Here is a 26,779-nt window from a genome sequence, read left to right on the forward strand (position 1 = left end):
CCGACTCCGAATGCTCCTCATCACCGGAGGCCTCGACGCCTCACCCCACACTCAACTCTGAAGAGCCCTATTACGTGCCCTACTACGCCCCCTCGCCGCTGGCCGCAGTGCGTGCGATCCGGGAGGCGGGCGGCGTCTCGATCGTCGCGCACCCGGGCTCGGTGACCCGAGATGATGATCTGCCGCTCGCGCTGCTCGACGCGATGATCGAGGCGGGGCTGGACGGCATCGAGGTCGACCACCGCGAGCACAGCGACGCGGAGACGGCGCGGCTGCGCGACTTCGCTCGACGACATGACCTGCTGATCACCGGCGGCAGCGACTTCCACGGCACCGGCAAACCCAACCTGCTGGGCGAGAACCTCACCGCCGCAGAGGTGCTCGAGTCGATCGCGGCGCGGGCCACCAGCGGCACCCGCATCATCAGGCCCTGAGCCTCCGAGCGTTGCGTGCGAACTTGCCCTGCGCGTGCCCGAGCGCCCCGAGTGAGCATGCGCTGCGCGTGACCAGGCGCTGAGCATGACGGTGGCCCATGATCTGCGTGATCATGGGCCACCGTGACTGCGGCGATGCCGGTGCGGGCTCAGCATCCCGGGGGAGCTGAGATCCTGCGGGTGTCAGCCCTCCTGCGGAGCAGCCCCGGAGCTGCTGCCACCGGAGCGGTTTCCGCCGGACCGGCCGCGGCCGCCACGGGACCGGCGACGGCGCTGACGGTCATCGCCCGAGCCCTCGCCCCTGCCCTCGCGGCTCGTGCTCTCGCCGGATGTGCTCTCGCCGCGCTGGTTCGCGCTGGTCGACTCTCCGGCCGACGTCGTGGTCGTCGACTTATCGACGACCTCGCCGTCGACGCGACGGGTGCGCGACCGACTGCGACGAGGACGCTCGGCAGCGGACTCGCTGCCGACGCCAGCGCTCGAGGGGCCCGAAGCGGGGGAACTGTCCTGGCTCTCGACACTCGCCGGGGCCTCGCCGTCCTGACGGGTGTTGTCGCTGCGCGCTCCGCGGGAGCGGTCGCGTCCACGCCCGCCATCACGGTTGCTCTCGCGACCGCTGTCGCGGCTGCTTTCGCGATCACTGTCGCGCCCACGGCCGCTCTCACGCCCACGGCCGCTTTCACGGCTGCGGCCGCTTTCACGGCCGCCCTCGCGGCTGCGGCCACGGTCGCGGTCTCGATCGCGACCCTCCCGCGTGCCGCGACCCGAATGATCGGTCCCGCCCAGATCCTCGAGCGTCTCCGCCTCAAGGCCCTCGCGGGTACGCGCGCCCTTGGGCAGCGTGCCCTTCACCCCTGCCGGGATGTCGAGATCAGCGAACAGGTGATCGGAGGTGGAGTAGGTCTCCACAGCCTCGGTGGACTCCAGGCCCAGCTGGCGGGCGATGAGAGCCCAGCGTGCCAGGTCCTCCCAGTCCACGAAGGTGATCGCGGTGCCCTTCTTGCCTGCACGTCCGGTCCGGCCGGTGCGGTGGAGGTAGGTCTTGTCGTCGTCCGGGCAGTTCCAGTTCACGACATGGGTGACGTCGGTGACGTCGATGCCGCGAGCGGCGACGTCGGTCGCGACCAGCACGTCGATCTTGCCGTTGCGGAAGGCGCGCAGCGCCTGCTCGCGGGCGCCCTGACCGAGGTCGCCATGCAGGGGCGCGGCGGCGAAGCCGCGATCGGCGAGATCGCCGGCCACCCGATCCGCCTGACGCTTGGTGCGCATGAAGATGATCGACAGCCCGCGGCCATTGGCCTGCAGGATGCGGGCCATCACCTCGATCTTGTCGAGCTGGTGGGCGCGGTAGACGACCTGCTTGATGTCTGCCTTGGTGCGGGCACCATCATTGGGATCCTGCGCCCGGATATGCGTGGGCTGCTTCATGAACCGGCGAGCCAGCGCCATGATCGGACCGGGCATGGTGGCGGAGAACAGCATCGTCTGCCGATCGCCGGGCACTGCCTGCAGCAGCTTCTCGATGTCCTCGAGGAAGCCCAGGTCGAGCATCTCGTCGGCCTCGTCCAGCACCGCGGTGCGCACCTGAGACAGGTCCAGGTACTTCTGACGCATCAGGTCGATCAGACGGCCGGGGGTGCCCACGACGACCTCGACGCCCTTCTCGAGCGCTTCGATCTGCGGCTCATAGGCGCGGCCGCCGTAGACCGTGAGAATCCGGATCGGGCGCTTCGCCGAGGCGGTCTGGAGATCCTGGGCGACCTGCACCGCGAGCTCACGGGTGGGCAGCACCACGAGCGCCTGCGGCTTGCCGATGACGCGGTTCTGGGGATTGGGCTCGCCCGGGGCCACAGAGTTCTGCAGCAGCGGGATGCCGAAGCCGAGCGTCTTGCCGGTACCGGTCTTGGCCTGGCCGATGATGTCGCGGCCGCGCAAGGCGACCGGGAGGGTCATCGACTGGATCGGGAACGGGGTCGTGATGCCCTTCGCGGCCAGTGCATCGACGATGTCCGTGCGAACATCGAAATCGGCGAAGGTCTGCTCCGGCTCCGCCGGGACAGGGGTGCCGGAGCTCAGCTCGACGGCAGGGGAGGCCGACACGGCCTCATCGGTGTGCGGGATGGTTTCAGGCACCGTTCAACTCTCTGATCATGGATATGCATCGCCATCGTAGCCCCCAAGCACGAATCGGCCCCGGGTTCAGGGTTAATCCCACTCGCTCAGCTCTGCTTGTTTGGCTGTGCTCCTGCCGTTCGTTCCTCACAGCACGTCGCTCAGCCCTGCTGGATCGGCTGTGCTCCTGCCGTTCGTTCCTCACAGCACGTCGCTCAGCCCTGGCCCCCGTCGCTGGGGTCGGGCAGCGGGCTCACCGGATCGGTCGGCGTGACGCGGTCCTCGTCGGGCAGTCCCTCGCCCGGCTCGACCTCCTGCTCGGGCGGGATCGTGCCCTCGGGGGTCTCGGCGCCCTCGGGGACTTCGAGCTCTGGAACCTCGTCGGGCATCTGGGAGCGCTGGATGGAGACCGACACCAGGCCGAGCCCACCCATCACGATGTCGTCATAGGCGACCAGGTGCCGGGTGTTCTTGTCGAAGTAGAGCATCCGGGCGGTGAGGTCCAGCGGATCGTCGCCCTGCAGCACGGGAGCGACTCCGCCGGAGGCGAGCGCACCGCCGGTCGAGCCGACGGTCAGCCAGTCGGTGCCGGACTGCTCACGGTCCAGTTCGACCTTCGAGGTGTGCATGTGTCCGGAGAGCACCAGCGGGGCCCGGCCCAGCAGTCCTTCGGGGTTGGTCGGGTCATGGAAGAGCGCGATGTCGACCGGCTCCTCAGGATGCGCTTCGTCATACGCCGTGACGGTGTCCCCGAGCTGGAAGGCGCTCGCGCTCACCGCTTCGTCGCCCTCTTTCCAGCCTCCCGCATCGGAATCATCGTCGGCCGCGAAGCGAGGGTCGCCGATGCCTGCGATGCGCAGGCCCGCCACCTCGACCACCTCGTTGTCGACCACGGTGGCGTTGGGCTGGGACGCGATCGTGGCCGCGGCGGCGGCGCCGTCGTGGTTGCCGCTGATGTAGACGTACGGAACATCGAGGGTGCCGATCGAGTGGAGGAGCTCGTTCTCCACCGGGGTCCCCCAGGACACGATGTCCCCGGTGTCGATCACGACATCGATCGCGAATTGCGTGTGCAGCTGTTCGATCACGTCGTAGGCCTGCGGGTTGTCGTGGATGTCCGAGACATGCAGGACGGTGATCAGGTCCTCTTGATCCAGCCCCACCGGCAGCGAATCTGCGGCGATGTACAGCGCGGAGACCTGGCCCACGAATTCGGCGAGCGTGTCGCGGTAGCTCTGGTAGTCGATGACCTTGCCCTGGCCGAGATCCGCGATATAGGCGGCCTGGGACAGGAGCCCCTCGAACTTCGGCTGGCTGAGGGACTCGGGGGAGAAGGTCACCGACGTTGCCGCCACGGACGCACCCACCACCGCGACTGCGCTGCCGCCGGCGACCAGGGCACGGCGGACCCGGCGGAAGGTCAGCCCCACAGCGAGCCCCGCCCCGGCGGCGGCGAACAGTGCGTTCAGCGCGGCGTTCTTCGCCGCGGCGGCCGTGATCGCTTCGGGGGCGGACTGCTGGAGCTCGGCGAAGCCGGAGTCCGCGTAGAACAGGGCCTCCGCCTTCTGGACGTCGACGCCCTTGACACGGGCCTCGATGCGCACCGGGGCGGTGTGGGTGTCGAAGGCGACCTCGCCCACCGGAGGCAGCAGGATCACCGTCTGCGAGGTGAGCGAGGGGCGCAGGTGGACGCTCGCAGTCAGCGGACCCACCTCGACCGTGGTGGCAGGGACCAGGAGCAGGCCGACGATCCCGCCGAGCACCGCCACCACTGCCGTCGTGGTGATGTGCAGGAGGCGGGCGCGGCGGCGCCGAAGTCGACGCCGACGGGTCGGCGACTCGGCCGCATCCGGCTGCTCGTCGGCGGGGAGGGCAGGGCCGTCCTCGCCGAGCGACGGCGGGAGGCGGGCCGGGTCCTCGTCGGAGGTCACGGGGACTCCGGGGCTATCGGGTCTCAGCCGAGGAAGCCGACGCGGCGGGGCTCCTCGGTGGAGACCTCGGCGTAGGAGACCTTGGACCCGGGGATCAGCACGGTGCGGCCCTTGTCGTCGACCAGGGTGACGGGGCTGCCGTCGGCGATGGCGGTGCTGAGCCGCTCGAGCAGGGCATCAGCCTTCTCCTCGGATTCGATCACGATCTCGCGCGGGGAGTGCTGGATGCCGATACGGATCTCCATGACCTGACCTTCCCTCCGCCACCAGGGCGGGGACGTTCGTTGCTGTGCCTCTCGAAGTCTACGCGTCAGGGGAGGGGACGCGATCCTTGTCCGCCCCCAGCACAACCTCGCCGGTCCGAGGGTTCTCGAGCGCTGCGAACCCCGTCAGCCCGTGCGCCACGGTGGTGGTCATCGTGTGGAGGATCGTCTCGCGCTCCGCGTCGTCCTCGGCGCTGTGGAGCAGCTGGGCGGTGGTCTGGGTGACGGCGATGAGTCCGCGGCCGAGGATTCGTGACTCCTCGACGCTGACCTGGCGGAAAGTCGTCAGCACGCCGGCCAGGGCGATCGCGAGCCGATCCAGGACGGCGGACACCCGCTCCTGCACCGCTTCGGAGATCACTTCATGACCGGTGAACAGCCGCAGAGCGTTGTTCAGTGCAACGAGCCGGTAGAAGCGCTGCAGGCCGCTGCGAACCCGGGCGGTGGTGTCGCCCTCGAACTCACCCAATGCCCGCACCTCCTCGAGCATCGACTCGGCGATGATGTCGAGAACCTCGATATAGAGAGACTCCTTGGAGTCGAAGTGCTGGTAGAGCACGGGTTTGGTGACCCCCGCTGCGGCAGCGATGTCATCCATCGAAGCGGCCTGGTAGCCCTTCTCGGTGAACACACGGGTCGCGAGCTCGAGCAGCTGGCTGCGTCGCTGCGCACGGGGCATCCTTGCCGTGGGGGACGTGGACATGGCACCGGCCTCCGTCTCGGACCCGCAGCGGCGGACGCATGCCGCGGGACAAATGTCTGATTCGTTGTGATCCCGGACACTCTACCGTCGTCCCGGCTCCGCGACGGCACGGACGATTGTCGGTCCCGTGAGGTCCAATGGAACGATGCGAACGATGGGCACGATCACCGGCGCGGGGATCCGACTGCTCGGACCCGATCTCGAGGCACTGCCTGCCGTGCATCCCGCGAGCGCTCTGGACCCCGCCCAGCGCCGGGCGCTGGAGAGCTTCCTCCGTGGGTCCGATGTGCTCGTCCACGGCGGCCCGGGCAGCGGACGCACGGCGCTCGCGCTGAGCGCTGCCGTGAACTCCGGGGACGGGACGCTGCTGCTGGCGCCGCGCCGCATCGCAGCCGGCCGGTTGCGGGACGCCCTGGCGGTGCACGGCAGCGGGCAGATCAGGGCGATGACTCCGCCAGCCCTCGGCCACGCGATCACTCGCGCTGATGCCCTGGGGCGGGGCCTGGGGGCGCCGACTCTGGTGACCGGCTCCGAGCAGGACGCGCTGCTGGCCGAGCTGATCGCGCAGCGCGAGAGCTGGCATCTCGACGTCGACTCCGCGGCCCGCACCCTGTCCGGATTCCGCACCGAGCTGCGCGACCTGATCACTCGAGCCACCGAGCTCGGGCTGACCCCGTCTGAGCTCGACTCCCTGGGCCGCGACCGCGGGCGACCCGCCTGGCAGGACGCCGCCGCCCTGCTCCGCGACTATCTCGGGGTGCTTGATCTCGAAGCCTCTGCCGCCCTCGACGCCGGCCCCCGCCTGGACTCCGGCGCCCTGGTGCGCCGTGCGGTGCGACTGCTCGCCGATCCGCAGACCGTCCTGCCCTTCCGTGCCGTGGTGGTGGACGATGCCCAGGACCTCACCGCCGCCGGGATAGACCTGGTCGCGGCGCTGGGGGCGGCGGGTGCGAAGGTGATGGTGTGCAGCAGCCCCGATGCTGCGGTCGACACCTTCCGAGGCGCTCTGCCCGATGCCGCGGACCGGCTGCGAGAGCTCCTGCCGCGACCGCTCACCGAGGTGCTCCTGGACGGCATGCATGCCCAGGCGGAGGGCGTGACCGCTGTGGTCGATGCGCTGCGGGGAAGGCTTCCGCTGGCCGGCGCGCCAGCAGACTCCCGGCGACCCCGCAGCACCCGGCGCGGGGGACTGGTGGCGCTGCGGGCACAGGACCCGCTCGACGAGGCACGACTGATCGGCTCCGCCCTCCGAGACCTCCACCATCGCGAGGACGTCCCCTACGACGAGATGGCGGTGGTGTGCCGTTCCGGCGCCGCCGTGGCCGACGTCGCAGATCTGCTCTCCCGCACCGGGCTGCCGGTGCGGGCACCGCGCCGGCCCCAGCCGCTGCGGGAAGTTCCCGCGGTCGCGGACCTGATGAGCATCCTGGAGATCGGCCTCGCCCCCGCGGATGCCCCGCTCGCGCCGAGGATCGCCGACGAACTCCTGCGCGGCCCCTTCGGTGATGCGGACACCCTGCGCCTGCGCCGCATCCGTCGGCTGCTGCTGAGCGCGCATCGAGCTGCGGAGCCGGACAGCACCGCCACCAGCGAGCAGCTGCTCGCGCTGGCCCTGATCGACCCCGAGCTCCCCGGACTCCCCGCGCCCGATGCCAAGGGCCGCGCCGCCGCTCCCGTGCACCGGGTGCGGGACATGATCCGCGCGGTGCGCGAGCATCGGGAGGCCGACGCCCAGCAGGTGCTCTGGCATGCCTGGAACGCTTCGGGCCTCGCCAGCGGGTGGCGGCGCGCCGCTCTGGGCGATGCGGGCGACGTGGATGGAGCGCGCTCGCGCATGGCATCCTCCCGGCTGGATGCCCTGCTGGAGCTGTTCGCCGCCGCGGAACGGCTCACCGACCGTCGACCCGGGGCCGGGGCACTTGATCTGGTCGAACAGATCCGCGGCCAGGCCGTGGTCGAGGACACCCTCGCGCCGGCGGCGACCGCCCGGGGTCGTATCGCTGTGCTCACTCCCGCCCAGCTCGCGGGGGAGCATCGGGACACCGTGGTGCTCGCCCGCCTGCAGGAAGGCGCCTGGCCCGACCTGCGCCTGCGCTCGACGCTGTTCGGCGCCGCCGAGCTGTCGCTGTGGTCCGGGACGCGGCACGGCCGGGAGCTCCCGCTCGAGCTCGAGGCGCTGCGGGCGCTGCAACGCGAACAGGTGGTGGCCGACGAGCTGCGCCTGGCCGTCAGCGCCCTGGCCAGGGCCCGGCGACGGGTGCTGGTCACTGCAGTGGAGGATGAGCAGAACGAGCCCTCCGCGCTCTTCGATGCTCTCGAGGCGCTGGTCGAAGCCCCGTGGATCGACGTGGAGACGCTGCGCCGGGATCCCGGCCCGGCCCCCGATGCGCGGCGTCTGGTGGCGGCTCTGCGGCGCCGGATGCAGGACGAGGATCCCGAGCAGGTCCGCGATACGGCCCTCGCGCTGACGGCCCTCGGGCGGGCCGGGGCCCCTGGCGCCGATCCCGACCGCTGGTACCACCAGGAGCCCAGCTCCACGGAGCCGCTGCACGAGGCTGGCACCGCGATCGGGCTCTCCCCTTCCGCGCTGGAACGCGCCGTGGACTGCCCGCAGTCCTGGCTGATGGAACGCGCCGGCGGCACCCGCTCGGGCGGGCCCGCCCAGCTCATCGGCACCGCCCTCCACTACCTCGCCCAGGTCCACCCCCGTGGTCCCGAGGGACCGGCCGCGGATCTGCTGGGCGAGCTGCACACCCTGCTGCGCTCCGTGCCCGGCACCGAGACCTGGTCCGGCCGGCGCCGGGTGCGCCGCGCCGAGGACGCCGCCCAGCTCCTCGCCGAGCATCTGCGCAGCGCCGGTGAGCCGCTCGCCGTCGAAGCCGCCTTCGAGGTGGAGCTCGGCAGGGTCCAGCTGCGCGGCAGCATCGATCGGATCGAGGGCGATGCGACCGGGCTGCGGGTCGTGGACCTCAAGTCCGGGCGCGCCGCGAAGAGCGCCGCCAAGGCGGAGGAGGATCTCCAGCTGGCCGCCTATCAGGCCGCGGTGCGCGAGGGCGCGCTGAACGACACGCTCGGCGAGGACGCGCCCGAACGGCTGAACGGCGCCCAGCTGGTCTACGTCGGCACAGGGGGGAAGAAGGCTGCGGTGCGCACCCAGATCGCCCTGCCCCGCGCCGAGGATCCCGCCTGGTTCGACGACCTCGTCCAGCAGGTCTCGCGCGACGTCTCCGGGGACCAGGTCACCGCCCGCGTGAACGCCCACTGCACCCACTGCGCGGTGCGCAGCAGCTGCCCGCTGCAGCCCGAAGGAGACCAGCTGTGACCTCACCGCACGCGCCCGACAGCGCACGCACCACCGACGCTTCCCCGAAGGTTCTCCACTCCGCAGCCTCCCTTGCAGCGCTGCTCGAGCAGCCCCCGCCCACCGCTGAGCAGACCTCGGTGATCGAGGCGCCGCTGGCCCCGATGTTGGTGGTCGCCGGTGCCGGCTCGGGCAAGACCGAGACCATGGCCTCGCGGGTGGTGTGGCTGATCGCCAACGGGATCGTCGAACCCCGCCAGGTGCTGGGCCTGACCTTCACCCGCAAGGCCGCCCACGAGCTGGCGGAGCGGATCGGTGCCCGCCTCGGCACCCTCGCCACCGCCCTGCGCGCCGAGGGCCTGGCGCTGCCGCGCGGCCTCGAGCGCGGGGGTGATGACCTGGTAGGCCAGCGTCCCGTGGTCCACACCTACAACGGCTTCGCGCTGGACCTGGTGCGCGAGCATGCGCTCGCCGTCGGCATCGATCCCGAGCTGACCATGATGTCCACCTCCGCCTCCTGGCAGCTCGCCCACGAGATCATCGAGGGCTGGGACGACTCCCTGGACCTCGAGGCGTCCCCGGCGACCCTCACCGCGGCGCTGCTCTCGCTGACCTCGTCGCTGGCCGATCATCTGGTCACCCCGGTCCAGCTCGCCACCCACCTGCGCGAGATCCACACCCACCTCTCCCAGATCCCGCTGCAGGTCGAGGGACGCCGCCGCACCACCCCGAAGGAGGTCGCCAAGGTGCTCGGGGCGCTCGAGTCCCGGCTCGCACTGATCCCGCTGCTCGAACGCTTCGCCGAGATCCGCGCCGAGGCCTCCGCCCTCGACTTCGCCGATCAGGTCTCCCTCGCCGCTCGGGTGGCCCGGGAGGTGCCGGCCGCGAGCTCTCTGGCCCGACGCATGCACAAGGTGGTGCTGCTGGACGAGTTCCAGGACACCTCGGTGGCGCAGCTGCAGATGCTCACCGATCTCTTCGGCCCCGGTCATGCCGCCTGCGCCGTCGGCGACCCGCAGCAGGCGATCTACGGCTGGCGCGGTGCCTCCGCCGCCTCGCTCGCCGGCTTCGCCGAAGCTTTCGCGACCCCTGAGCAGAGTGTTCTGCAGCGCACTCTGTCCACCTCCTGGCGCAACGACCAGGCGGTGCTCGCGGCCGCGAACCGGCTCGCGGCGCCGCTGCGACATGCCGACGCCGGGCTCACCATCCCCGAGCTGCAGCCTCGACCCGGGGCGGGGGAGGGCGCCTGCGAGATCATCGAGGCGGCTGACGAGCGCGCGGAGGCGCGGGCCATCGGCCGCTGGGTCCTGGAGCGCCGTGCGGAAGGCGCCGAGGAGGACGGACCGGCGTCGGCCGCCGTGCTGGTGCGCGCCCGCCGCCAGATCCCCGCCCTCGTCGAAGGGCTCGAGGAGCAGGGACTGGTCGTCGAGGTGGTGGGCCTCGGTGGTCTGCTGCACCGCCCCGAGGTCGCTGATGTGCGCGCTGTGCTGGAATGCGCCTACGACCCCGGCCGGGGAGATGCGCTGATGCGCCTGCTGACCGGGCCCCGTTTCCGGCTCGGAGCCCGGGACCTCGCGGTGCTGGGTCGCTGGCGGGACCGGATGGGCTCTCGCCTGCGCCGCACCGGGGAGACCCCGGGCGGTGAGGATGAGGCGGAATCCGTCTCGCTCATCGACGCGGTCGATGACCTCCCGCCCGCCGACTGGACCGACCCCTCCGGCCGTTCCCTCACCACCACCGGCCGGGGCCGGCTGCTCCAGGTCCAGCAGCTCCTGCGCGAGCTGCGACGCCTGCTCCCGCTGCCGCTTCCCGACCTGGTCACCGCCGCGACCCGGCTGCTGGACGTCGACCTCACGCTGCTGGAGTCCGACCCCGGCTCCCGGGCGCTCGCCGATCTCGAAGCGTTCCGTGACCACGCTGCCGCGTTCGATCGCACCGCTCGCCGCGGCGGGCTCGGCGCCTATCTCGACCTGCTCGAGATCAGCGAGGATGAGGAGGCAGGGCTCGCCGTCACCGCCGCCCCGGAGACCGCGCACGATCCGGCCGCGGTCACGATCGTCACCATGCACTCCGCCAAGGGGCTGGAATGGGACCTGGTCGCGGTCGCCGGGCTCACCGAGGGCACCGTCCCCTCCTACGACCTGCGCCGGGCGAAGACCGACGAGACGGGCCGCACCCGGGTGCCCGGCGATGGCTGGCTCGGCAAGCTCGCCTCCGCGTCGGTGCCCACCGCCCTGCGCGGCGACGCCGACACCCTCCCGGAGCTGGCCTGGGCTGAAGCAGACACGCAGGTCGATGCCGAGGGGCTGATCGAGGACTACCGCTTCGCGCAGGGCGAGGAATCACTGCGTGAGGACCGGAGGCTGATGTATGTCGCGGTGACCAGGGCCCGCCGTCGCCTGCTGCTGACCTCCGCCGCCTGGCGCAGCGGCCTCGCCTCCGCCCGGCCCCGCTCGCGCTATCTCACCGAGGTCGGGGATCTGGTGCCCGAGCAGTTCCGCACCGTCCACGAGGTCCCCGAGCAGAACCCGCTGGAGAGCGAACGCCCGCAGGCGCAGTGGCCACCAGCACCCGGGGAGCAGGAGCGTGCCCGGGCGCGCGCCGCCGCACTGCTCTCCGCTGCCGCAGAGTCAGACGACGCTCCGGCGGACCCACAGCTCGCCGAGCTGGTGCGCCGCGCCGTCGCGGACCTCGCCCAGCAGGCCGCCCCGCCGCTGGTCCACTCCCCACCCCGACTCTCAGCCTCCCAGGTGGTCCACCAGGCTCGGGACCCCAAGGCTGCGGCGATCGATCTGCTGCGACCACTGCCGCGCCAGCCCTCCCCGGCGGCCGCCCGCGGCACCGCCTTCCACGCCTGGCTGGAGTCCCGCTACGACAGTGCGACCCTGCTGGATCTCGAGGACCTGCTGGACCTGGAGGATGCGGAAGACCAGGAGGACGGTCCGGGTGCCGACGACCGCAGCCTGCGCGACGCCTTCACGGCGTCGGAGTGGGCCGACCGCTCACCGCTCGCGGTCGAGCATCCCGTCCATACCCGGATCGGGGAGATCGCGGTGCGAGGCATCATCGACGCCGTCTTCGCCGACCCGGAAGGGTCCGACGGCAGCCAGGGCGTGATGATCGTGGACTGGAAGACCGGCCGGGTCCCGCGCCCCGCCCTGCTCCGCGAGCGTGCCCTCCAGCTCTCGCTCTACCGCCTGGCCTGGCACGAGCAGACGGGACTGCCGCTCGCCAGGATCCGCACTGCCTTCCACTTCGTGGCCGACGGCGTCACCCACGAGGTGAGCCGCCACCCCTCCCGCGAGAAGATCGCGCAGATGCTCGCGGGGGAGTGACGCAGGGGATGCACCACGCAGATGCTCGCGGGCGAGCAGCCGGAGGCAAGGGCCGCCATCTCGTGGTCTCCATGCGCTACTGGGGTGCTGAAGTCACTCCGTGAGCTCTCACCTGGTGAGTGCGTCCGCCCTGTGAACGTGTCTCGCGGGCTGGATCGACTCGGCCCGTCGGCTCAGGACGAGCCGTCCTCCCGGGAGTTCATCTGCTCGTAGGCACGTTCAGCCTCATCTCGAGCGATCTGCGCGAGGTCGGCGTCGAGATCGGCGATCATCCCGCGGGCGTCGGCGACGATCTCCGGGTCCTTGATCTCCAGACCGTGCGCGAGCCATTCGGCGACGGCGAATTCGCCGAGCGCCTGAGCGCGCTCGATCAGCCGCGGATGGGTCGAGGTGGGAAGCTCTTCGCGATATGCGCTGTAGAGCTCATCGAACCGCTCCGGGTCCAGCGACGAGATCAGCCAGGCCAGATCCGAGGCGGGGTCGGCGACCTTCGAGGAGGACCAGTCGCGCAGCGCGCTGACACGGTGGCCGGACATGAACAGGCTCTCCTCCGAGAGGTCCCCGTGCACGAACTGCGGGGTGAAGTCCCACAGCTCGGCGTCATCGAGCAGCGCATCCCAGCGCTGGGCGACAGCGGCCGGAAGATGCCCACCGGCCTTGGCGGTGGCGATCCGTGCGCGATGCTCGGCGAGCAGCACCTCGGGGGTGAAGGACTCGACCCCAGCTGCTTCCGCGGCGTAGCGGGGAACGGTATGGATCCGGGCCAGCACCTGCCCCAGCGAGCGGGTGAGATCCGAGCTCTCGTGCAGGGCATCGAGCATCAGCGGCCGGCCAGCCGGGGCCTCGGAGACCACACAGCGCCCACCCTCGGAGAGCTTGACGAATCCGAGGACCGGCGGAATCACGCCGCGCAGCGGGGTGCCGACGAGAGCATCGGCCACCTTGAGATCGCGCTCGAGCCGGATTCCCGAGGCCGTCGACGCGGGGGACTGGATCATCACCCGTCGGCCGTCCTCGCCCACGATGCCGGCGACGTCGAGATTCTCGACCGGGGTGGCGATCGGCATGGTCCTCACCGGGATCAGCCCGGGGACCGCCGCCGCGGAGAGGGCAGCCAGGGAATAGGAGTTGCGATGCACGCGTCCACCGTACCCGGCTGAGGCGTCCGCTCCACGTAGGCTCGGAGCATGGCGAAAATCCGTGGCCCGCACCTGAACACCCCGCTTACCCTCCTCGGCTCCGACCGTGATGCGCTGCTGCGCAGCGATCCGGAGATCCTCTCCCCGGGGGAGGACGCGCGCTACCTGGTCAGCAGAGCCGGGGCGGTCGCCCTGCACGAGGACGAGGACGGCACCCTCCATGCACTGCTGGAGACCGCAGACCCGCGCGGCGGAACCCGGCAGCCGCTGGTGCTGTTGGGCCGACGTGACGGATACCGCGTGCTCGGAGTCGAAGTTCCTGAGCCCAGCGCCGAACTCGACGCCCCCGGCCGTGATCTGCGTGACCTCCGGCGCGTCGCCGACCGGCTCCACGAGCATGACGCCGACCTCGCCGCAGCGGCAGTCGCGATGGGCTTCTGGCACCGGTCCATGCGTCACTGCCCGCTGTGCGGAGCGACGCTGGTGGCGGAGATGGGCGGCTGGGTGCTGCGCTGCAGCGAGGACGGCACCGAGCAGTTCCCGCGTACCGACGCCGCCGTGATCATGGCCGTGCGCGACGGCCAGGACCGGCTGCTGCTGGCCCGCAACGCGCACTTCCCCAGCGGCTTCTATTCCGTGCTGGCGGGCTTCGTCGAGCCCGGTGAGAGCCTCGAGAATGCGGTGGCGCGCGAGGTGGACGAGGAGGTCGGGATCGATGTGGAAGAGGTCGAGTATGTGGGCAGCCAGCCCTGGCCCTTCCCGCGCTCGCTGATGCTCGGCTACCGTGCCTGGGCCCCCGGCTCCACCGAGCTCACCCTGCAGGACGAGGAGATCGCCGAGGCCCGCTGGTTCACCCGCGACGAGCTCGCCGCGGCGCTCGAGGCCGAGGAGATCGCCCTGCCGGGCGCAGCATCCATGGGCCGTGCCCTCATCGACGACTGGTACGGACGCTCCGCCGAGCGGTGAGGCGGCGTCGGCGGCGAGCGGGCGCGGGCGGGGCCGCTCGCCGGGTCGGAACGCGTCCGGTGGCGCGCCCCCGGGGTGGTGTGAGGCACCCGCCGTCCACAGCGGTCCGCGGACCGTCACCCGGTCCTGGCAGGATGAACGGTGATGACCGACCATTCCGCACCCGCCACCGCCGACTCCTCCGCACCCGCCGATGCCGAGGCACTGCTCGCCGCCCTCGATCCCGAGCAGCGGGAGGTGGCGAGCAGCTTCGGCAGTCCGATCTGTGTGCTCGCCGGCGCCGGCACCGGCAAGACCCGCGCGATCACCCACCGGATCGCCTATGGGGTCGCCACCGGCCAGCTGAACCCTCGCCATGTGCTCGCGGTGACCTTCACTGCCAAGGCCGCCGCCGAGATGCGCTCGCGACTGCGCGACCTCGGCGTCCCCGCGGTGCAGGCCCGCACCTTCCACGCCGCCGCGCTGCGACAGCTGCGCCACTTCTGGCCCCGCGTGGTGGGCGGGCCGATGCCGGAGCTGCTGCCGAACAAGTTCGCCGGCATCGGCGAGGCCTGCCAGCGCCTGCACCTGAGCGTGGACCGGGCCGCGCTGCGGGACATCGTCGCCGAGGTCGAATGGTCGCGAGTCTCGATGCTCACCCCGGAGTCCTATCCGGACGCGGCGCTGCAGACCCGCCGGCCGGGTGTCGCGGGATTCGACTCCCGCTCCATCTCACGCATCCTCACCCAGTACGAGGAGGTGAAGAAGGAGCGAGGGGTGATCGACTTCGAGGATGTCCTGCTGCACATGGTCGGCTTCCTCACCGAGCGGGCGGACGTCGCCCGCGAGGTGCGCAGCCAGTACAAGCACTTCGTGGTCGACGAGTACCAGGACGTCTCCGCCCTCCAGCACGCTCTGCTGCGGCTCTGGCTGGGCACCTCGGATGACCTCTGCGTGGTCGGCGACGCCGCCCAGACCATCTACACCTTCGCTGGCGCCCGCGCCTCGTACCTGCTGGACTTCCGCAAGGAGTTCAAGCGCTCCCGCACCATCCGGCTCGAGCGGAACTACCGCTCCACTCCCGAGATCGTGCGGATGGCCAACACCGTCCTGGACGGTGCGCAGGGACGCACCCGCGACACCCGGCTCACCCTGATCTCCCAGCGTGAGAGCGGGCCGCCGCCGATCGTGGAATCCTTCGCCGACGACCCCGCTGAAGCCGACGGCATCGCCGAACGGATCTCCGACCTCGTCGCCGAGGGGAAACCCGCGTCAGAGGTCGCGATCCTGTTCCGCACCAACAGCCAGTCCGAGGCCCTCGAACAGGCGCTGACCTTCCGCGGCATCGGCTACCTGGTGCGCGGAGGGGACCGCTTCTTCGAACGCCAGGAGGTGCGTCGCGCGATGGTCTCGCTGCGTGCTGCGGCCCGCGTCGAGCAGCTCGACCCGGCCCGCGCCGTGCGCGACATCCTCTCTCAGCAGGGCTGGGCGCCGGCCGCGCCGGAGACCACCGGTGCGATCCGTGACCGCTGGGACTCGCTGAACGCCCTGGTGGGTCTCACCGACACCATCACCGCCCGGCCCGGTACCACCATGCCCGACGTGGTCCGTGAGCTCGAGGAACGGGCGGAGTCCCAGGCGGCGCCGGTCGTGGACGGGGTGACCCTGGCTTCCGTGCACGCCGCGAAGGGCTTGGAATGGCCGGTGGTGTTCCTGGTCGGCGCGAGCGACGGACTGCTCCCGATCTCGATGGCGAAGACCCCTGCTGAGGTGGAGGAGGAGCGCCGGCTGCTCTATGTCGCCCTGACCCGCGCCCGGGACCTGCTCACCGTGAGCTGGTCCGCCGCCCGCACCCCGGGAGCGCGCGGCTCGCGCAAGGCCTCCCGCTTCCTCGACGGGGTCCTGGATCACCCCGATGCACCCAAGACCGCCCCTGGTGCGACCGCCCGCCGCACCGGGCGCCGCACCGCCACCGTCTATGCGGAATGCCGCGTCTGCGGACAGGGCCTGGTGACCCCGCAGGAGCAGCGGCGCGGGCGCCACGACGGCTGCCCCTCTCCCGCCGGGGAAGGACTGCTCACCGCACTGCGCAGCTGGCGCCGGGACCAGGCCCAACGCCGCGGTGCCCCGCCCTACGCGATCCTCACCGACGCCGCCCTCGAGGCGGTCGCCGAGCGGGCCCCGCGCACTGCACAGGAGCTGCTGGCCGTTCCCGGGATCGGGCCCGGGAAGGTCGCGAGCTTCGGCGAGGACCTGCTCGCCCTGCTCGCAGAACCTGCTGAGAAAGACTGAAACTGCAGGTCAAAAAATACTTTTGCGATCTCGACGTGAGGTGTAGAGTCATCTCTGTCAATCGTCCACGTCGTGGTCCGGGACACCGGGACGCGCGCTTACGAAAGGGGGTGGCCTCTGTGAACAGCACTTGGAATATTGCAGGAGCAGGTCTGCGCCCCACGGGCGCGCCTTCCCTTCTGCAGCGCGAACGGGGCAATGCCCCCGCGGTGCCCAGCCTGAGCTGACGAGGCCTTTCCTCGCTGCCGGTGCGGCGCCGCTGCCGCACCTCTGCCCCCTTGGGCACGTCCCTCCCGACGGACTTCTGAGCAGCGAGACGATGACTACACTTCTGACCACTTTCCTGAACCCCGCGGATGATTCCGCGCCCATGCTGCCGTGCCATGACACGGACGCCGCTGACCTCTTCTTCGCAGAGCGTCCCGCCGACCTCGAACAGGCTAAAGCTCTCTGCGCGGGGTGCCCGCTCATCGCAGAGTGCCGCCAGGGTGCCCTCGAACGGGCAGAGCCCTGGGGCGTCTGGGGCGGCGCAATCTTCGACGGGGGCAGCATCATCGCCGTCAAGCGCGGCCGCGGCCGGCCCCGGAAGAACCCGGTGCAGGACGCCGCGTGAACGGCACGGGGTGCGCTGTCTCCCGTCCGATCGACCTTGGCGCCTCGACCCCGGCGTCCGCCACACTGACTCCCTCCGGGCCCGTCGCGACCCCGGCGTCCGCCAGATCGACGTTCGGTACAGCTTCTGTCACAGAAGGTGCACCGAACGTCGATCTCGATGCGAAGCCGGAGCGGCACGGCAAGCGATCTCGATGCTCGGCCGCGGCGGGCCCCGGAAGAACCCGGTGCAGGACGCCGCATGAGTGGCCCGGGAGCGGCGCCGGAAGCCGCAGCGGAAGCGCATCGAAGAAGGCCCCGAACCGTGTGGTTCGGGGCCTTCTTCGATGCTGCAGGACGCGGTACGTCGATCAGGTGGGGCGTCGCCCGCCTGACCTCCCGCCGCTCGTCCCGCGCAGCACGTCGATCAAGGGTGCGTGTCAGGCCTTGCCGAGGATTCGGTTCAGCTTGGTGCTGCACACCGGGCACACGGCCTTGGCCATGCGACGACCGTTGGAGACGACGACGTTGCCCTCGGCCTCTCGCTTCTCGCGGCACTTGACGCAGTAGAACTCTCCGGCATAGGTCTCGTCGGCCATATCCGCTCCTCGTTGCTTGTCGATGATGAACATTCCCAGATGCGCAGCTCTCGCGACGAAGCCGGGACCGCTCCACTGTAATGGTGCGGGAAGGTCGTGCACGAATCAGGAGGCTGTGGAGTGTCGCCTGGCCCGATCGGGGCGGCCCGTCGCGCGCTTCGGGTATGGGGGCTCTGGAAAGAGCCGAGGAAGTGCGCGCAACGAGCCGACATCGGAGGCCCCGAGGCGGTATGAGGCCTGGAAGGGCCGTGGGACCTCGGGGGCGCTCAGTACCACGCGCACCTTCCCCGTGTGCGTCCTACTAGTTATCCCGGGGTCCCACGTGCAGGAGAACTTAGCGCCTGTGGACCGGGTCGGTCAAAGAGCGATCGGGGACCAATTGTGGACAACCTCGCTCCTGCTGTGGACAGAGTGTCCATTGCGGTGTCGCAGTTGTGGAGGAACAGTTGATCTCGCAGGTCGCGACGGCCTGACCGGCACTTTTACAATGCACAGCTGTGGATGAACTTTTCTTGCCTCACAGACGTGCCAGGCTGTGATCCATGAGTGATCTCGTCCTCCATGAGCAAGTCGCCGGCCCCCATGGGGAGCGGGTGCTGGTGCGGCGCAGCGCGCGCAGGCGCCGCACCGTCTCCATCACCCGTCGGGAAGGAGATCTGGTGATCGCCATCCCGGCGACGTTCAGCGCCCGGCAGGAGCGCCAATGGGTCACGAAGATGGTCGACCAGCTGGTCAGCAAAGAGGCCCGGCGGGCACCTGCGCGTCGCAGCGACACCTCGCTGCTCGCCATGGCCCGAGAGGTGAGTGAGGCGTATCTCGGAGGGCGCGCGCACCCCAGTTCCGTGACCTGGTCCACTCGGCAGAACCACCGGTGGGGTTCATGCACCCCGTCCGAGGGCACCATCCGTCTTTCGCATCAGCTCCAGGGGATGCCCGACTATGTGGTGCGCTCGGTGATGATGCACGAGCTGACACACCTGCTGGTACCCGGGCACGGGCCGGAGTTCAAAGCGCTGATGGAGAACTACCCGCAGGCTCAGAAGGCGCAGGGTTTCCTCGACGGCGTCTCCTGGGCGAAGAACCTCCCGCAGGATGGCGAAGACGACGGCGACGTGGAGGGCAGCGGTGGCGTCGCGCACGCAGGAGATCACGCAGGAGATGTGGAAGACAGCGCCGCCCGCGAGGGCACAGCGACCCCTCAGTCGCTCCAGCGCGCGAGATAGGGAGCCAGGCGCTCGAGGTTCTCCGCCAGATCGGGCACGGTGCCCTCAGGCAGCCCAGAGCTGTCACGAGCCGAGCCGGTGCCCAGCAGCGGCCACGGCACCCACCGCACCTCCCCAGATTCCTCGCTCACCGTGAGCGGGAGCTCGGAGGCAGGGGCCGACGCCCGGAACAGGTACTGCACGTCCCAGTGCTCGCGGCAGGCGCCGAAGGCCGCGTCGAGACCATGACGATTCAGCACGGCGGGACCGTGCCCCATGGTCTCGAGGTCATCGATCCCGATCTCCTCGGAGACCTCTCTGCGCGCGGCCGCCTCAAGGCTGGTCTCGCCCTCCTCGAGGTGCCCGCCCGGCTGTACCCAGAAGCGCCCCTTGAGATGCCAGACCAGTGCCAGATGCTCCATCGGACCGTCGACGACGATCGCGCTCGCCGTGAGATGCCGAGGCCCGCCCTCCCGATACAGCGTCCGCGAGTTCTTCCGCAGCAGCTCGAGATACTGATCAGCGAGAGCAGGGCCGTTGACCGCGAGACGGGCCTGGCTCAGCTCGGTACGCGCGGGAGCGGTGCCAGCGGATCCGCTGGAGCCTGAGGGGGCAGCGGCGGAGAGATCAGCGCCCATCGGCATCGGGGGTGTCGTCGCCTCCCTCGGGCCCAGCGGGATTCTGCGGATCAGCAGGCCCCTCCGGATCCGCAGGACCCGCAGGCCCCTCAGGGTCCTCGGGACCGTCGGCTACGGGCCCTCGCAGGCCGCCCTGCTCATCCTCGCGGGGGGCCTGCTCCTGGCCGTCGCCGGAGAGCAGCTTCGCGAGCTCGGCGTCGAAGTCCTCGGGGATCGTGACCTGCGCGAGCCCTTCGGTCTCTTCCTCGGAGGCCGCCTGCTGCGGGGCCTGGGGGCGCCCGGAGAGCACTTCGGCGGTGGGCAGCAGATCGGGATGGTCCCACTTCGCCTCGCGCCCGGCCTCGCCCTCGGTGGCCAGCACGCTGTCCCACCAGGAGAGGGCTTCGCGCACCCGGCGGGGTCGCAGCTCGATGCCCACGGTCTTGGAGAGCATCTGCTCGGCAGGCCCGCCAGCGGCGCGACGTCGCCGCAGCACCTCTCGCATGGCCTCGAGCTCGGGCAGCTTGCCCTCGAGCGCCTTGGTGGTCACGTGGTCCACCCAGGCCTCGATCAGGGCCAGGGTGGTGGCCAGCTCCTCGAGCGCACGCTCCTGCGAGGCGCGGCGGGTGAACACGAACATCTCCTCGGGGCGACGGGCCTGCATCGCGGCCGGGTCGGAGAGATCCAGATCTCGGACCATCTCATCGAGTGCATCGAGATCCAGCGTGATGCCGCGGGAGTAATCCTCGATCGCGGAGAAGAGCGCCTTGCCCAGCCACGGTGCGGCGCTGAACAGTGCGGTGTGCGCGATCTCTCGGGCGGCGAGGAAGATGCGTGCGGCAGCCGGGTCCAAGGAGTGGGCGGAGATCAGGTCCTCGACGTTCGCCGCGACGAGTGCCGGCTCTCCGTCCCGGCCCAGGGGCATGCCGAGATCCGTGGTGCCGGACGCCTCCCTGGCCAGCGCGCCGATCGCGTGGCCGAACTGGACGCCGAACATGGTCCCGCCGATCCGCTCCATCATCGCGGCCGGATCACCGCCGGGCATCTGCATCCCGGCACCCATGTCGCCCATCTGCCCCATCTGGGCGGCGATGGCCTCGCCGATCGCGCCGGCCATGTACTTCGCGACCGGCTCGACGATGGGCTTCCAATGAGGGAGGGTGCGGTGCAGCCAGGTGCCGCGGCTGTAGACGCCGAGCTCCGCGGTGGGCACGTCGATCGCGATCACCGGGTCCAACCACAGTCGTGCGATCTGCGCGGCCTGGCGCAGGTCAGCGATCGTGGAGTCGCCGGGCGAGGGATCTCCGGGCGTCCCCTCCGGCGCCTCAGCGCCGGGGATCCCGGCCTGACCGGCTGCGGTGCGCCGGGCGATGTCTTCCGCCATCTGCCAGTTCACTGGGTCATCGCCCTGTGCAGCGAACATGTGCTGCATCTGGGCGGCAGCCGCCCGCAGCTGCGCGGGATCCTGGGGGAGATTGGCCTGCTGCGCGAGCGCGGAGAGGTCCAATCCCTCCAGGGCTCCCTCGGGCAGGGCGTCTCCGAACGTCTCTTTCAGGAAGCGCTTCAGCGCCTCCTCGTCCATATCACCGGGTCCACCCGGGATCGGGGAATCACTCATGGCCACCTCCAGCTGTGCGTGGTGACCAGACTACCGACCGCGCCTGATCACCGCTCAGCGCCTCGCCCGAAGCGTTCAACGCTCCGCCAGGAGAATGCGGAGGGTGGGGCACAATGTCGGGGTGACAGAAGACCCCACCGACCCCCCACGCGCCCGCAGGGCAGAGACCGACCCCTCACCCGCCCGCAGGGTGCAGAACCTGCTCGCCCAGTCCCTCGACGACGCGCAGCTCGCACGCCCGGCGCTGGCAGTGGTCTCGTTGCTGCTGCTGTGCGTGATGATCCTGGTCGGCTCCTTCCTGCCAGTGCCCTATGTCATCGAGCGCCCGGGACCCGCGATCGATGTGCTCGGCGAGTGGGACGGCGAGGAGATCCTGGTGATCGACGGAGCGGAGACCCACCCGACCGAGGGGACTCTGATGATGACCACAGTCTCCGTCGATGGTGGGCCGGGATACCGGGTGACCCCGGTGGAGGTCGTCGCCGCCTGGTTCGACCGCTCCAAGCAGGTGCTGCCCAAGGAAGCGGTGTTCCCGGACGGCCAGACCCGCGAGCAGACTGCTCTGAACAACACCGCCGCCATGAGCACCTCCCAGCAGGGAGCGGTCGCCGTGGCGCTGGACGAGCTCGGGGTCGAGTACGAGTCGGTCGTGATGATCGCGGGGGTCGAGGAAGGAGCGCCGGCCGACGGCACCCTGGAAGGGGGAGACGTGATCGTCTCCGTCGGAGGAGAGACCGCGAGCTCGCTCGAGGGCTACCGCGAGCTGATCCGTGCCACGCCTGAGGGGGAGACGGTCCCGATGCAGGTGCGTCGGGGAGGCGAGGAGCTGACCCTCGAGGTCCCCTCGGAGATGGCCGACGGAGCGCCCCGGATGGGGGTGGTGCTCGCCGCCGGTTACGAATTCCCGATGGACGTCAAGATCGTCGTGGGAGACATCGGCGGACCCAGCGCAGGGATGATCTTCTCGCTGTCCGTCTATGACGAGCTCACTGCGGGCGCTCTGACCGGCGGCCACCAGATCGCCGGCACCGGAACCATCGCCGTGGACGGCGCCGTCGGCCCCATCGGAGGGATCCGCCAGAAGATGGTGGGCGCTGAAGAGTCCGAGGCCGAGTTCTTCCTCGCGCCGAGTGCGAACTGCGATGAGGTCGTCGGCTACGAGCCGGACGGACTCGAAGTCGTCGCCGTGACGAACTTCGAGGATGCGCTCACCGCCACCGAGACCATTGCTGAAACCGGCAGCGCCGAAGGCCTGCCCACCTGTGAGGACGTGAACAACGAATGAGCAAGCGCAACCGCAAACGCACTCCACCGAAGCCCACCGTGGTGTTCGACTACGGGGGAGTCCTGAGCGCCGGGCATGACCCGGTGGCGGACCTGCATGAGCTGCTCGGCGGCGAGCAGTCAGCGCTCGAAGAGGCGCTGTGGCGTGAACGCGGTGCCTACGACCGCGGGGAGACGACCGTCGCCGAGTACTGGGGGGCGGTGGCCGCCTCCGTCGGAGTCGAGGAGCTCTCCGAGGAGGAGATCGCAGAGCTGCAGAAGGCGGACAACCGTTACTTCCTGCGGATGGACCCCGAATCGAGGACGCTGATCCACGACCTCGCCCGCAACGAGGTGCGCCTGGCGCTGCTGTCCAACGCCTCAGTGGCTTTCGGGGAGGAGGTGCGCCGCGCGGACTGGTTCGAGGCGTTCACCCTCGCCGTGGTCTCCGGTGAGGAGCGGACGGTCAAGCCGGACCGCGAGATCTATGAGCTGATGCTGGACGTCCTCGCCCATGAGACCGGGGGAGTATCGATCCCCTCGGCAGTCATCTTCTTCGATGATCGCCAGGAGAACGTGGACGCCGCGAAGGCGCGCGGCATGGATGCCTATCTCTGGCCCCGCAACGGCGACGCACATCCCGAGGGAACCGAGCACGGTGCGGCGATGGCACGCCGGGTGCTCGCCGAACGAGGAGTCCCGCTGGACTGAGCATCCTCGTCGGAATCAGGCGCCGCCTTCTCGCGCACGAGAGTCGATCCGGAACCGGGCGGGCGATGCGGGTGGCACGCGTCAATCCCAGCCCCTTTCTCGGGGCCCTGGGGCTCGGTTGCGGGTAGAGTCGGGCACTGCGACACATCCCGTGCGGCACCGCTTCCCGGCGCGCCGGTGAGAATCCCCAGAACCCCTCTCCGAACAGGAACCCGAGTTGGCTGAATTTATCTACTCCATGTACAAGGCCCGCAAGGCCGTGGGCGAGAAGGTCATCCTCGATGACGTCTCCATGAGCTTCTATCCCGGAGCGAAGATCGGCATGGTCGGCCCCAACGGCGCCGGCAAGTCCACGATCCTGAAGATCATGGCCGGGCTCGATACGCCCAGCAACGGCGAGGCGAAGCTCTCCCCGGGCTACAGCGTCGGCATCCTGCTGCAGGAGCCGCCGCTGGATGAGACCAAGACCGTCCTGGAGAACGTCCAGGAAGGCATGGGTGAGCTGTTCCGGAAGGTGCAGCGCTTCAACGCCATCGGCGAGGAGATGGGCGAGCCCGACGCCGACTTCGATGCGCTGATGGAGGAGATGGGCAAGCTCCAGACCGACATCGATGCTGAGAATGGCTGGGACCTCGACTCCCAGCTCGAGCAGGCGATGGACGCTCTGCGCTGCCCGCCCGGCGACGAGATGGTCACCCACCTCTCCGGTGGCGAGCGCCGACGCGTGGCACTGTGCAAGCTGCTGCTGGAGAAGCCCGACCTGCTGCTGCTGGATGAGCCCACCAACCACCTCGACGCCGAGAGCGTGCTCTGGCTCGAGCAGCACCTCACGCAGTACGAGGGCGCAGTCATCGCCGTCACCCACGACCGGTACTTCCTGGACCATGTGGCCCAGTGGATCGCAGAGGTCGACCGCGGTCACCTGTACCCCTACGAGGGCAACTACTCCACCTACCTGGAGAAGAAGCAGGAGCGCCTCAACGTCCAGGGCAAGAAGGACCAGAAGCTCGCCAAGCGCCTCAAGGACGAGCTGGACTGGGTCCGCTCCAACGCCAAGGGCCGCCAGGCGAAGTCGAAGGCACGACTGGCCCGCTACGAGGAGATGGCCACGGAGGCCGAACGCACCCGCAAGCTCGACTTCGAGGAGATCACCATCCCGCCGGGCCCGCGGCTCGGCAACCAGGTCATCGACGCCAAGAACCTCAAGAAGGGCTTCGGCGAGCGCGTGCTCATCGACGGGCTCTCCTTCACCCTGCCGCCCAACGGCATCGTGGGCGTCATCGGCCCCAACGGCGTCGGCAAGACCACGCTGTTCAAGACGATGGTGGGCCTCGAGCCGATCGACGACGGCGAGCTGAAGATCGGCAAGTCCGTCCAGATCAGCTACGTCGACCAGAACCGCGAGAACATCGACCCGGAGAAGAACCTCTGGGAGGTCGTCTCCGACGGGCTGGACTACATCCAGGTCGGCAAGGTCGAAATCCCCTCGCGCGCCTACGTCAGCCAGTTCGGCTTCAAGGGCCCGGACCAGCAGAAGAAGGCCGGGATCCTCTCCGGCGGTGAGCGCAACCGCCTGAACCTCGCGCTGACCCTCAAGCAGGGCGGCAACGTGCTCCTGCTCGATGAGCCCACCAACGACCTGGACGTGCAGACCCTCGGATCGCTCGAGAATGCGCTGCTGGAGTTCCCGGGCTGCGTCGTGGTCGTCTCCCACGACCGCTGGTTCCTGGACCGGGTCGCGACCCACATCCTGGCCTATGAAGGCACCGAGGAGAACCCGGCGAACTGGCACTGGTTCGAGGGTAACTTCGAGTCCTACCAGGCCAACAAGGTCGATCGTCTCGGCGAGGATGCAGCCCGTCCCCACCGCGTGACCTACCGTCGCCTGACCCGCGACTGAGCCTGACGCCCCCTGGGCGCTCACGTTCCACCCGCCGCCCCGTTCGCCTTCGCGAGCGGGGCGGCGTCATGCCGGGCCCTGCCCGAACTGCTGTGCCTCTGCCATTCGGCTACTGCCGTTCGCGTGCTCACAGCACGTCACCCAGCCCTGTGCGCTCCCGGTCGGAGGTTCGAAGGCGGTGCTTCAGATCCCGGACGCCTCGGGATCCAGGCTCGCCACCACGCGCTCCGAAGGGGTGCCGGACTCGTTCCCCGGGGGCATCTCGCGGGTGACGAAGAGGAGCTCGTCGGTCTCGACAGTGGTGAACTCGATCGAGCCGTCGTCTGCGAGGTCGAGCACGCCGAGGCTGCGCTGCACCCCGTCAGTCACGCCCCAGAGCTCGAGGACCTCGCCCTCCCAGCCCGCCACCCCCTCGGCGCGCAGCGAGATGCCGTCCTCGGTGATCACCGCCTGCCAGGATCCGTTGTCGCTGACTCCGGGGACCAGCTGGGCACCGGCGGTCATGGTGTGACCCGCCCAGGCGGCGGCGAAGCGCTCGGACTCCTCGAGCTGATGGTGGGCATCCCAGAGCAGCCAGCCGAGCACCAGCGCCACGGTCGCAGCCAGAGCAGCGACGGTGCGTGAGAACCACGGGACACCGCGGCGACCTTGAGCGGCGCGCCGCTGCTCACGGCGGCGGTCTCGACGCGAACGCTGCTTCTCATCCGTGGCGCGGAAGGAGAAGGCGGGGGACTGGGACCCGTCTGGGGCGCCCGTCGGTGGAGCGGCCTCGGGGCCCGCATCCCTCGCAGCGCTGAGGGAGTCATCCGACGGTTCCGCGGCGCTCGAGAGACGCCCGCCTGCCATCGCGGGTGGGCCGACCATCCGTCGCTGGGAGTCGGTTCCGAGCACGGGAGTGGCATAGTCGCCCCGGTAGCTGGGCTCGGGCTCTGAGCCACCTGCAGCCCGGTCAGGCTGCAGGGGCGAGCGGGGAGCGTCGGGGTGCAGAGCGCCGAAGCCTTCGAGCACGGCGAGGCGCAGATCGCGAGAAGGCGGTACCGCAGTCAGCAGCGCCAGGCGAGCCGCAGCCTCGATCGCATGCCGGTGCACCCCTGCCGTCTCCGGATACCGGGTCAGCTCACGCAGCCTCAGGCGCTCTCCCTCCTCAGCCAGGGCGAGGCCGTCGAGGGCGGCCAGTGCTCGTGTCTCCACATCCTCAGGGCCCCCGAACGGGACCAGCCCGTCGAGCACCCGGGAGAGGATCACAGCATTCTGCTGACGTACCAGCCCCGTGTAGGCGAACCTGCCCTGGGCAGCGGACTCGACCAGGGCGCGATGCGTCGGAGGCAGTTCCAGCAGCACCCGCAGCACGTCCACCTCACGACGATCACGGGTGCGGTCGTTGACCAGATCTGGAGCAACCAGAGAGCGCACAGCCCCGCTCGGGTGGGTGGCCACTGCCGCCCGCCGGGCGCGGTCCAGCACCGCAGCTTCGCCGGGCAGTCCGCTCGCGGCGAGATCGCCGGCATCACGAAGACAGGAGCGCAGCACCGTCACAGCGAGCTTCTCCGCCCTCGCAGAGGAGCCCGTCACATGCACGGCGAGGCCGTGGATCCGAGGACCGAGCACATCCACCAGTGCGGCAGCGGCGCGCTGATCCCCCCGTGAGGCTCGACGCAGCAACGTCCTGGTCGGATCGAGACGCTCGCCGAGATCGACGGTGTCCTCCGGGATCGCGGGCATCTCCCCGGTCCGTATGTCGCTCCCCATCGGGCGCCTCCGTGCGTTCTGAATCATGTCGTGAGGCACCGTCCCCCACGGTGCCGCACCATTGTCGCAGGCAG

At 70.2% G+C, this 26,779-nt stretch carries 19 protein-coding genes; 10 read left to right on the forward strand and 9 right to left on the reverse strand.

Annotated features, from left to right (window positions below):
• Window positions 1-434 (forward strand): PHP domain-containing protein (locus ABD893_RS07595; protein ID WP_486599003.1); only part of this gene is annotated, 434 nt, incomplete at its 5' end.
• A 183-nt stretch (window positions 435-617) separates the two neighbouring features.
• Here the strand turns inward: ABD893_RS07595 and ABD893_RS07600 are convergent.
• The 4 genes from ABD893_RS07600 to ABD893_RS07615 all read right to left on the reverse strand — a co-directional run bounded on the left by ABD893_RS07600 (window position 618) and on the right by ABD893_RS07615 (window position 5,443).
• The gene (locus ABD893_RS07600) at window positions 618-2,567 is read right to left on the reverse strand and encodes a DEAD/DEAH box helicase (protein ID WP_425548360.1); all 1,950 of its coding nucleotides are present in this window, start codon (window positions 2,565-2,567) and stop codon (window positions 618-620) included.
• Between the two features lie 194 nt (window positions 2,568-2,761).
• Window positions 2,762-4,477, reverse strand: a complete 1,716-nt coding sequence (locus tag ABD893_RS07605) for a metallophosphoesterase family protein (RefSeq protein WP_345077790.1) — start codon at window positions 4,475-4,477, stop codon at window positions 2,762-2,764.
• Window positions 4,478-4,500: 23 nt separating this feature from the next.
• Window positions 4,501-4,722 carry a DUF3107 domain-containing protein gene (locus tag ABD893_RS07610; RefSeq protein ID WP_345077793.1) on the reverse strand — a complete coding sequence of 74 codons (222 nt, stop codon included), beginning with the start codon at window positions 4,720-4,722 and terminating at the stop codon, window positions 4,501-4,503.
• Window positions 4,723-4,780: 58 nt separating this feature from the next.
• Window positions 4,781-5,443, reverse strand: coding sequence for a TetR/AcrR family transcriptional regulator (locus ABD893_RS07615; protein WP_345077796.1), 663 nt, complete (start codon window positions 5,441-5,443; stop codon window positions 4,781-4,783).
• A gap of 154 nt (window positions 5,444-5,597) precedes the next feature.
• On the opposite strand from ABD893_RS07615, the gene ABD893_RS07620 reads away from it, so the two are divergent.
• Window positions 5,598-8,765 (forward strand): PD-(D/E)XK nuclease family protein, encoded by a 3,168-nt coding sequence (locus ABD893_RS07620; RefSeq protein WP_345077799.1) that lies wholly within the window; start codon window positions 5,598-5,600, stop codon window positions 8,763-8,765.
• Entirely contained in the window at window positions 8,762-12,079 is a 3,318-nt protein-coding gene (locus ABD893_RS07625; RefSeq protein ID WP_345077803.1) for an ATP-dependent helicase, read from the forward strand. The genes ABD893_RS07620 and ABD893_RS07625 overlap by 4 nt, the downstream gene beginning before the upstream one ends.
• A gap of 173 nt (window positions 12,080-12,252) precedes the next feature.
• Here ABD893_RS07625 and ABD893_RS07630 read toward each other — a convergent pair whose 3' ends face one another.
• The gene (locus ABD893_RS07630) at window positions 12,253-13,218 is read right to left on the reverse strand and encodes a phosphotransferase (protein ID WP_345077806.1); all 966 of its coding nucleotides are present in this window, start codon (window positions 13,216-13,218) and stop codon (window positions 12,253-12,255) included.
• 48 nt (window positions 13,219-13,266) lie between these two features.
• Here ABD893_RS07630 and nudC point away from each other — a divergent pair, with 48 nt between their 5' ends.
• From nudC to ABD893_RS07645, 3 genes are all read left to right on the forward strand, one after another.
• Entirely contained in the window at window positions 13,267-14,184 is a 918-nt protein-coding gene (gene nudC, locus ABD893_RS07635; protein WP_345077809.1) for an NAD(+) diphosphatase, read from the forward strand.
• A gap of 144 nt (window positions 14,185-14,328) precedes the next feature.
• The gene (locus ABD893_RS07640; RefSeq protein ID WP_345077812.1) at window positions 14,329-16,455 is read left to right on the forward strand and encodes an ATP-dependent DNA helicase UvrD2; all 2,127 of its coding nucleotides are present in this window, start codon (window positions 14,329-14,331) and stop codon (window positions 16,453-16,455) included.
• Window positions 16,456-16,774: 319 nt separating this feature from the next.
• The gene (locus ABD893_RS07645) at window positions 16,775-17,068 is read left to right on the forward strand and encodes a WhiB family transcriptional regulator (RefSeq protein WP_425548361.1); all 294 of its coding nucleotides are present in this window, start codon (window positions 16,775-16,777) and stop codon (window positions 17,066-17,068) included.
• 418 nt (window positions 17,069-17,486) lie between these two features.
• On the opposite strand, the gene ABD893_RS07650 is transcribed toward ABD893_RS07645, so the two are convergent.
• Window positions 17,487-17,645 carry a DUF5679 domain-containing protein gene (locus tag ABD893_RS07650; protein ID WP_299299703.1) on the reverse strand — a complete coding sequence of 53 codons (159 nt, stop codon included), beginning with the start codon at window positions 17,643-17,645 and terminating at the stop codon, window positions 17,487-17,489.
• 542 nt (window positions 17,646-18,187) lie between these two features.
• On the opposite strand from ABD893_RS07650, the gene ABD893_RS07655 reads away from it, so the two are divergent.
• On the forward strand, window positions 18,188-18,868 hold the full coding sequence (locus ABD893_RS07655) for a M48 metallopeptidase family protein (protein ID WP_345077814.1): 681 nt from the start codon (window positions 18,188-18,190) through the stop codon (window positions 18,866-18,868).
• Here the strand turns inward: ABD893_RS07655 and ABD893_RS07660 are convergent.
• Window positions 18,844-19,491 carry an NUDIX hydrolase gene (locus tag ABD893_RS07660; RefSeq protein WP_345077816.1) on the reverse strand — a complete coding sequence of 216 codons (648 nt, stop codon included), beginning with the start codon at window positions 19,489-19,491 and terminating at the stop codon, window positions 18,844-18,846. The genes ABD893_RS07655 and ABD893_RS07660 overlap by 25 nt on opposite strands.
• Window positions 19,475-21,082 (reverse strand): zinc-dependent metalloprotease, encoded by a 1,608-nt coding sequence (locus tag ABD893_RS07665; RefSeq protein ID WP_345077819.1) that lies wholly within the window; start codon window positions 21,080-21,082, stop codon window positions 19,475-19,477. Before ABD893_RS07665 ends, ABD893_RS07660 begins: the two co-directional genes overlap by 17 nt.
• Window positions 21,083-21,203: 121 nt before the next feature.
• Between ABD893_RS07665 and ABD893_RS07670 the strand changes: the two genes are divergently transcribed.
• The 3 genes from ABD893_RS07670 to ettA all read left to right on the forward strand — a co-directional run bounded on the left by ABD893_RS07670 (window position 21,204) and on the right by ettA (window position 24,956).
• Complete coding sequence (locus ABD893_RS07670) at window positions 21,204-22,367, forward strand: YlbL family protein (RefSeq protein ID WP_345077822.1); 1,164 nt, start codon at window positions 21,204-21,206, stop codon at window positions 22,365-22,367.
• Window positions 22,364-23,056, forward strand: a complete 693-nt coding sequence (locus ABD893_RS07675) for an HAD-IA family hydrolase (protein WP_345077826.1) — start codon at window positions 22,364-22,366, stop codon at window positions 23,054-23,056. Before ABD893_RS07670 ends, ABD893_RS07675 begins: the two co-directional genes overlap by 4 nt.
• Window positions 23,057-23,273: 217 nt before the next feature.
• A complete protein-coding gene (gene ettA / locus ABD893_RS07680; protein ID WP_345077829.1) occupies window positions 23,274-24,956 on the forward strand; it encodes an energy-dependent translational throttle protein EttA in 1,683 nt (560 codons plus the stop codon).
• Between the two features lie 183 nt (window positions 24,957-25,139).
• Here the strand turns inward: ettA and ABD893_RS07685 are convergent, their stop codons facing one another.
• Window positions 25,140-26,705, reverse strand: a complete 1,566-nt coding sequence (locus ABD893_RS07685; protein ID WP_345077832.1) for a sigma-70 family RNA polymerase sigma factor — start codon at window positions 26,703-26,705, stop codon at window positions 25,140-25,142.
• Window positions 26,706-26,779: the final 74 nt, after the last annotated feature.

This window comes from Brachybacterium paraconglomeratum (assembly GCF_039541415.1).
Lineage (GTDB): Bacteria > Actinomycetota > Actinomycetes > Actinomycetales > Dermabacteraceae > Brachybacterium > Brachybacterium paraconglomeratum_A.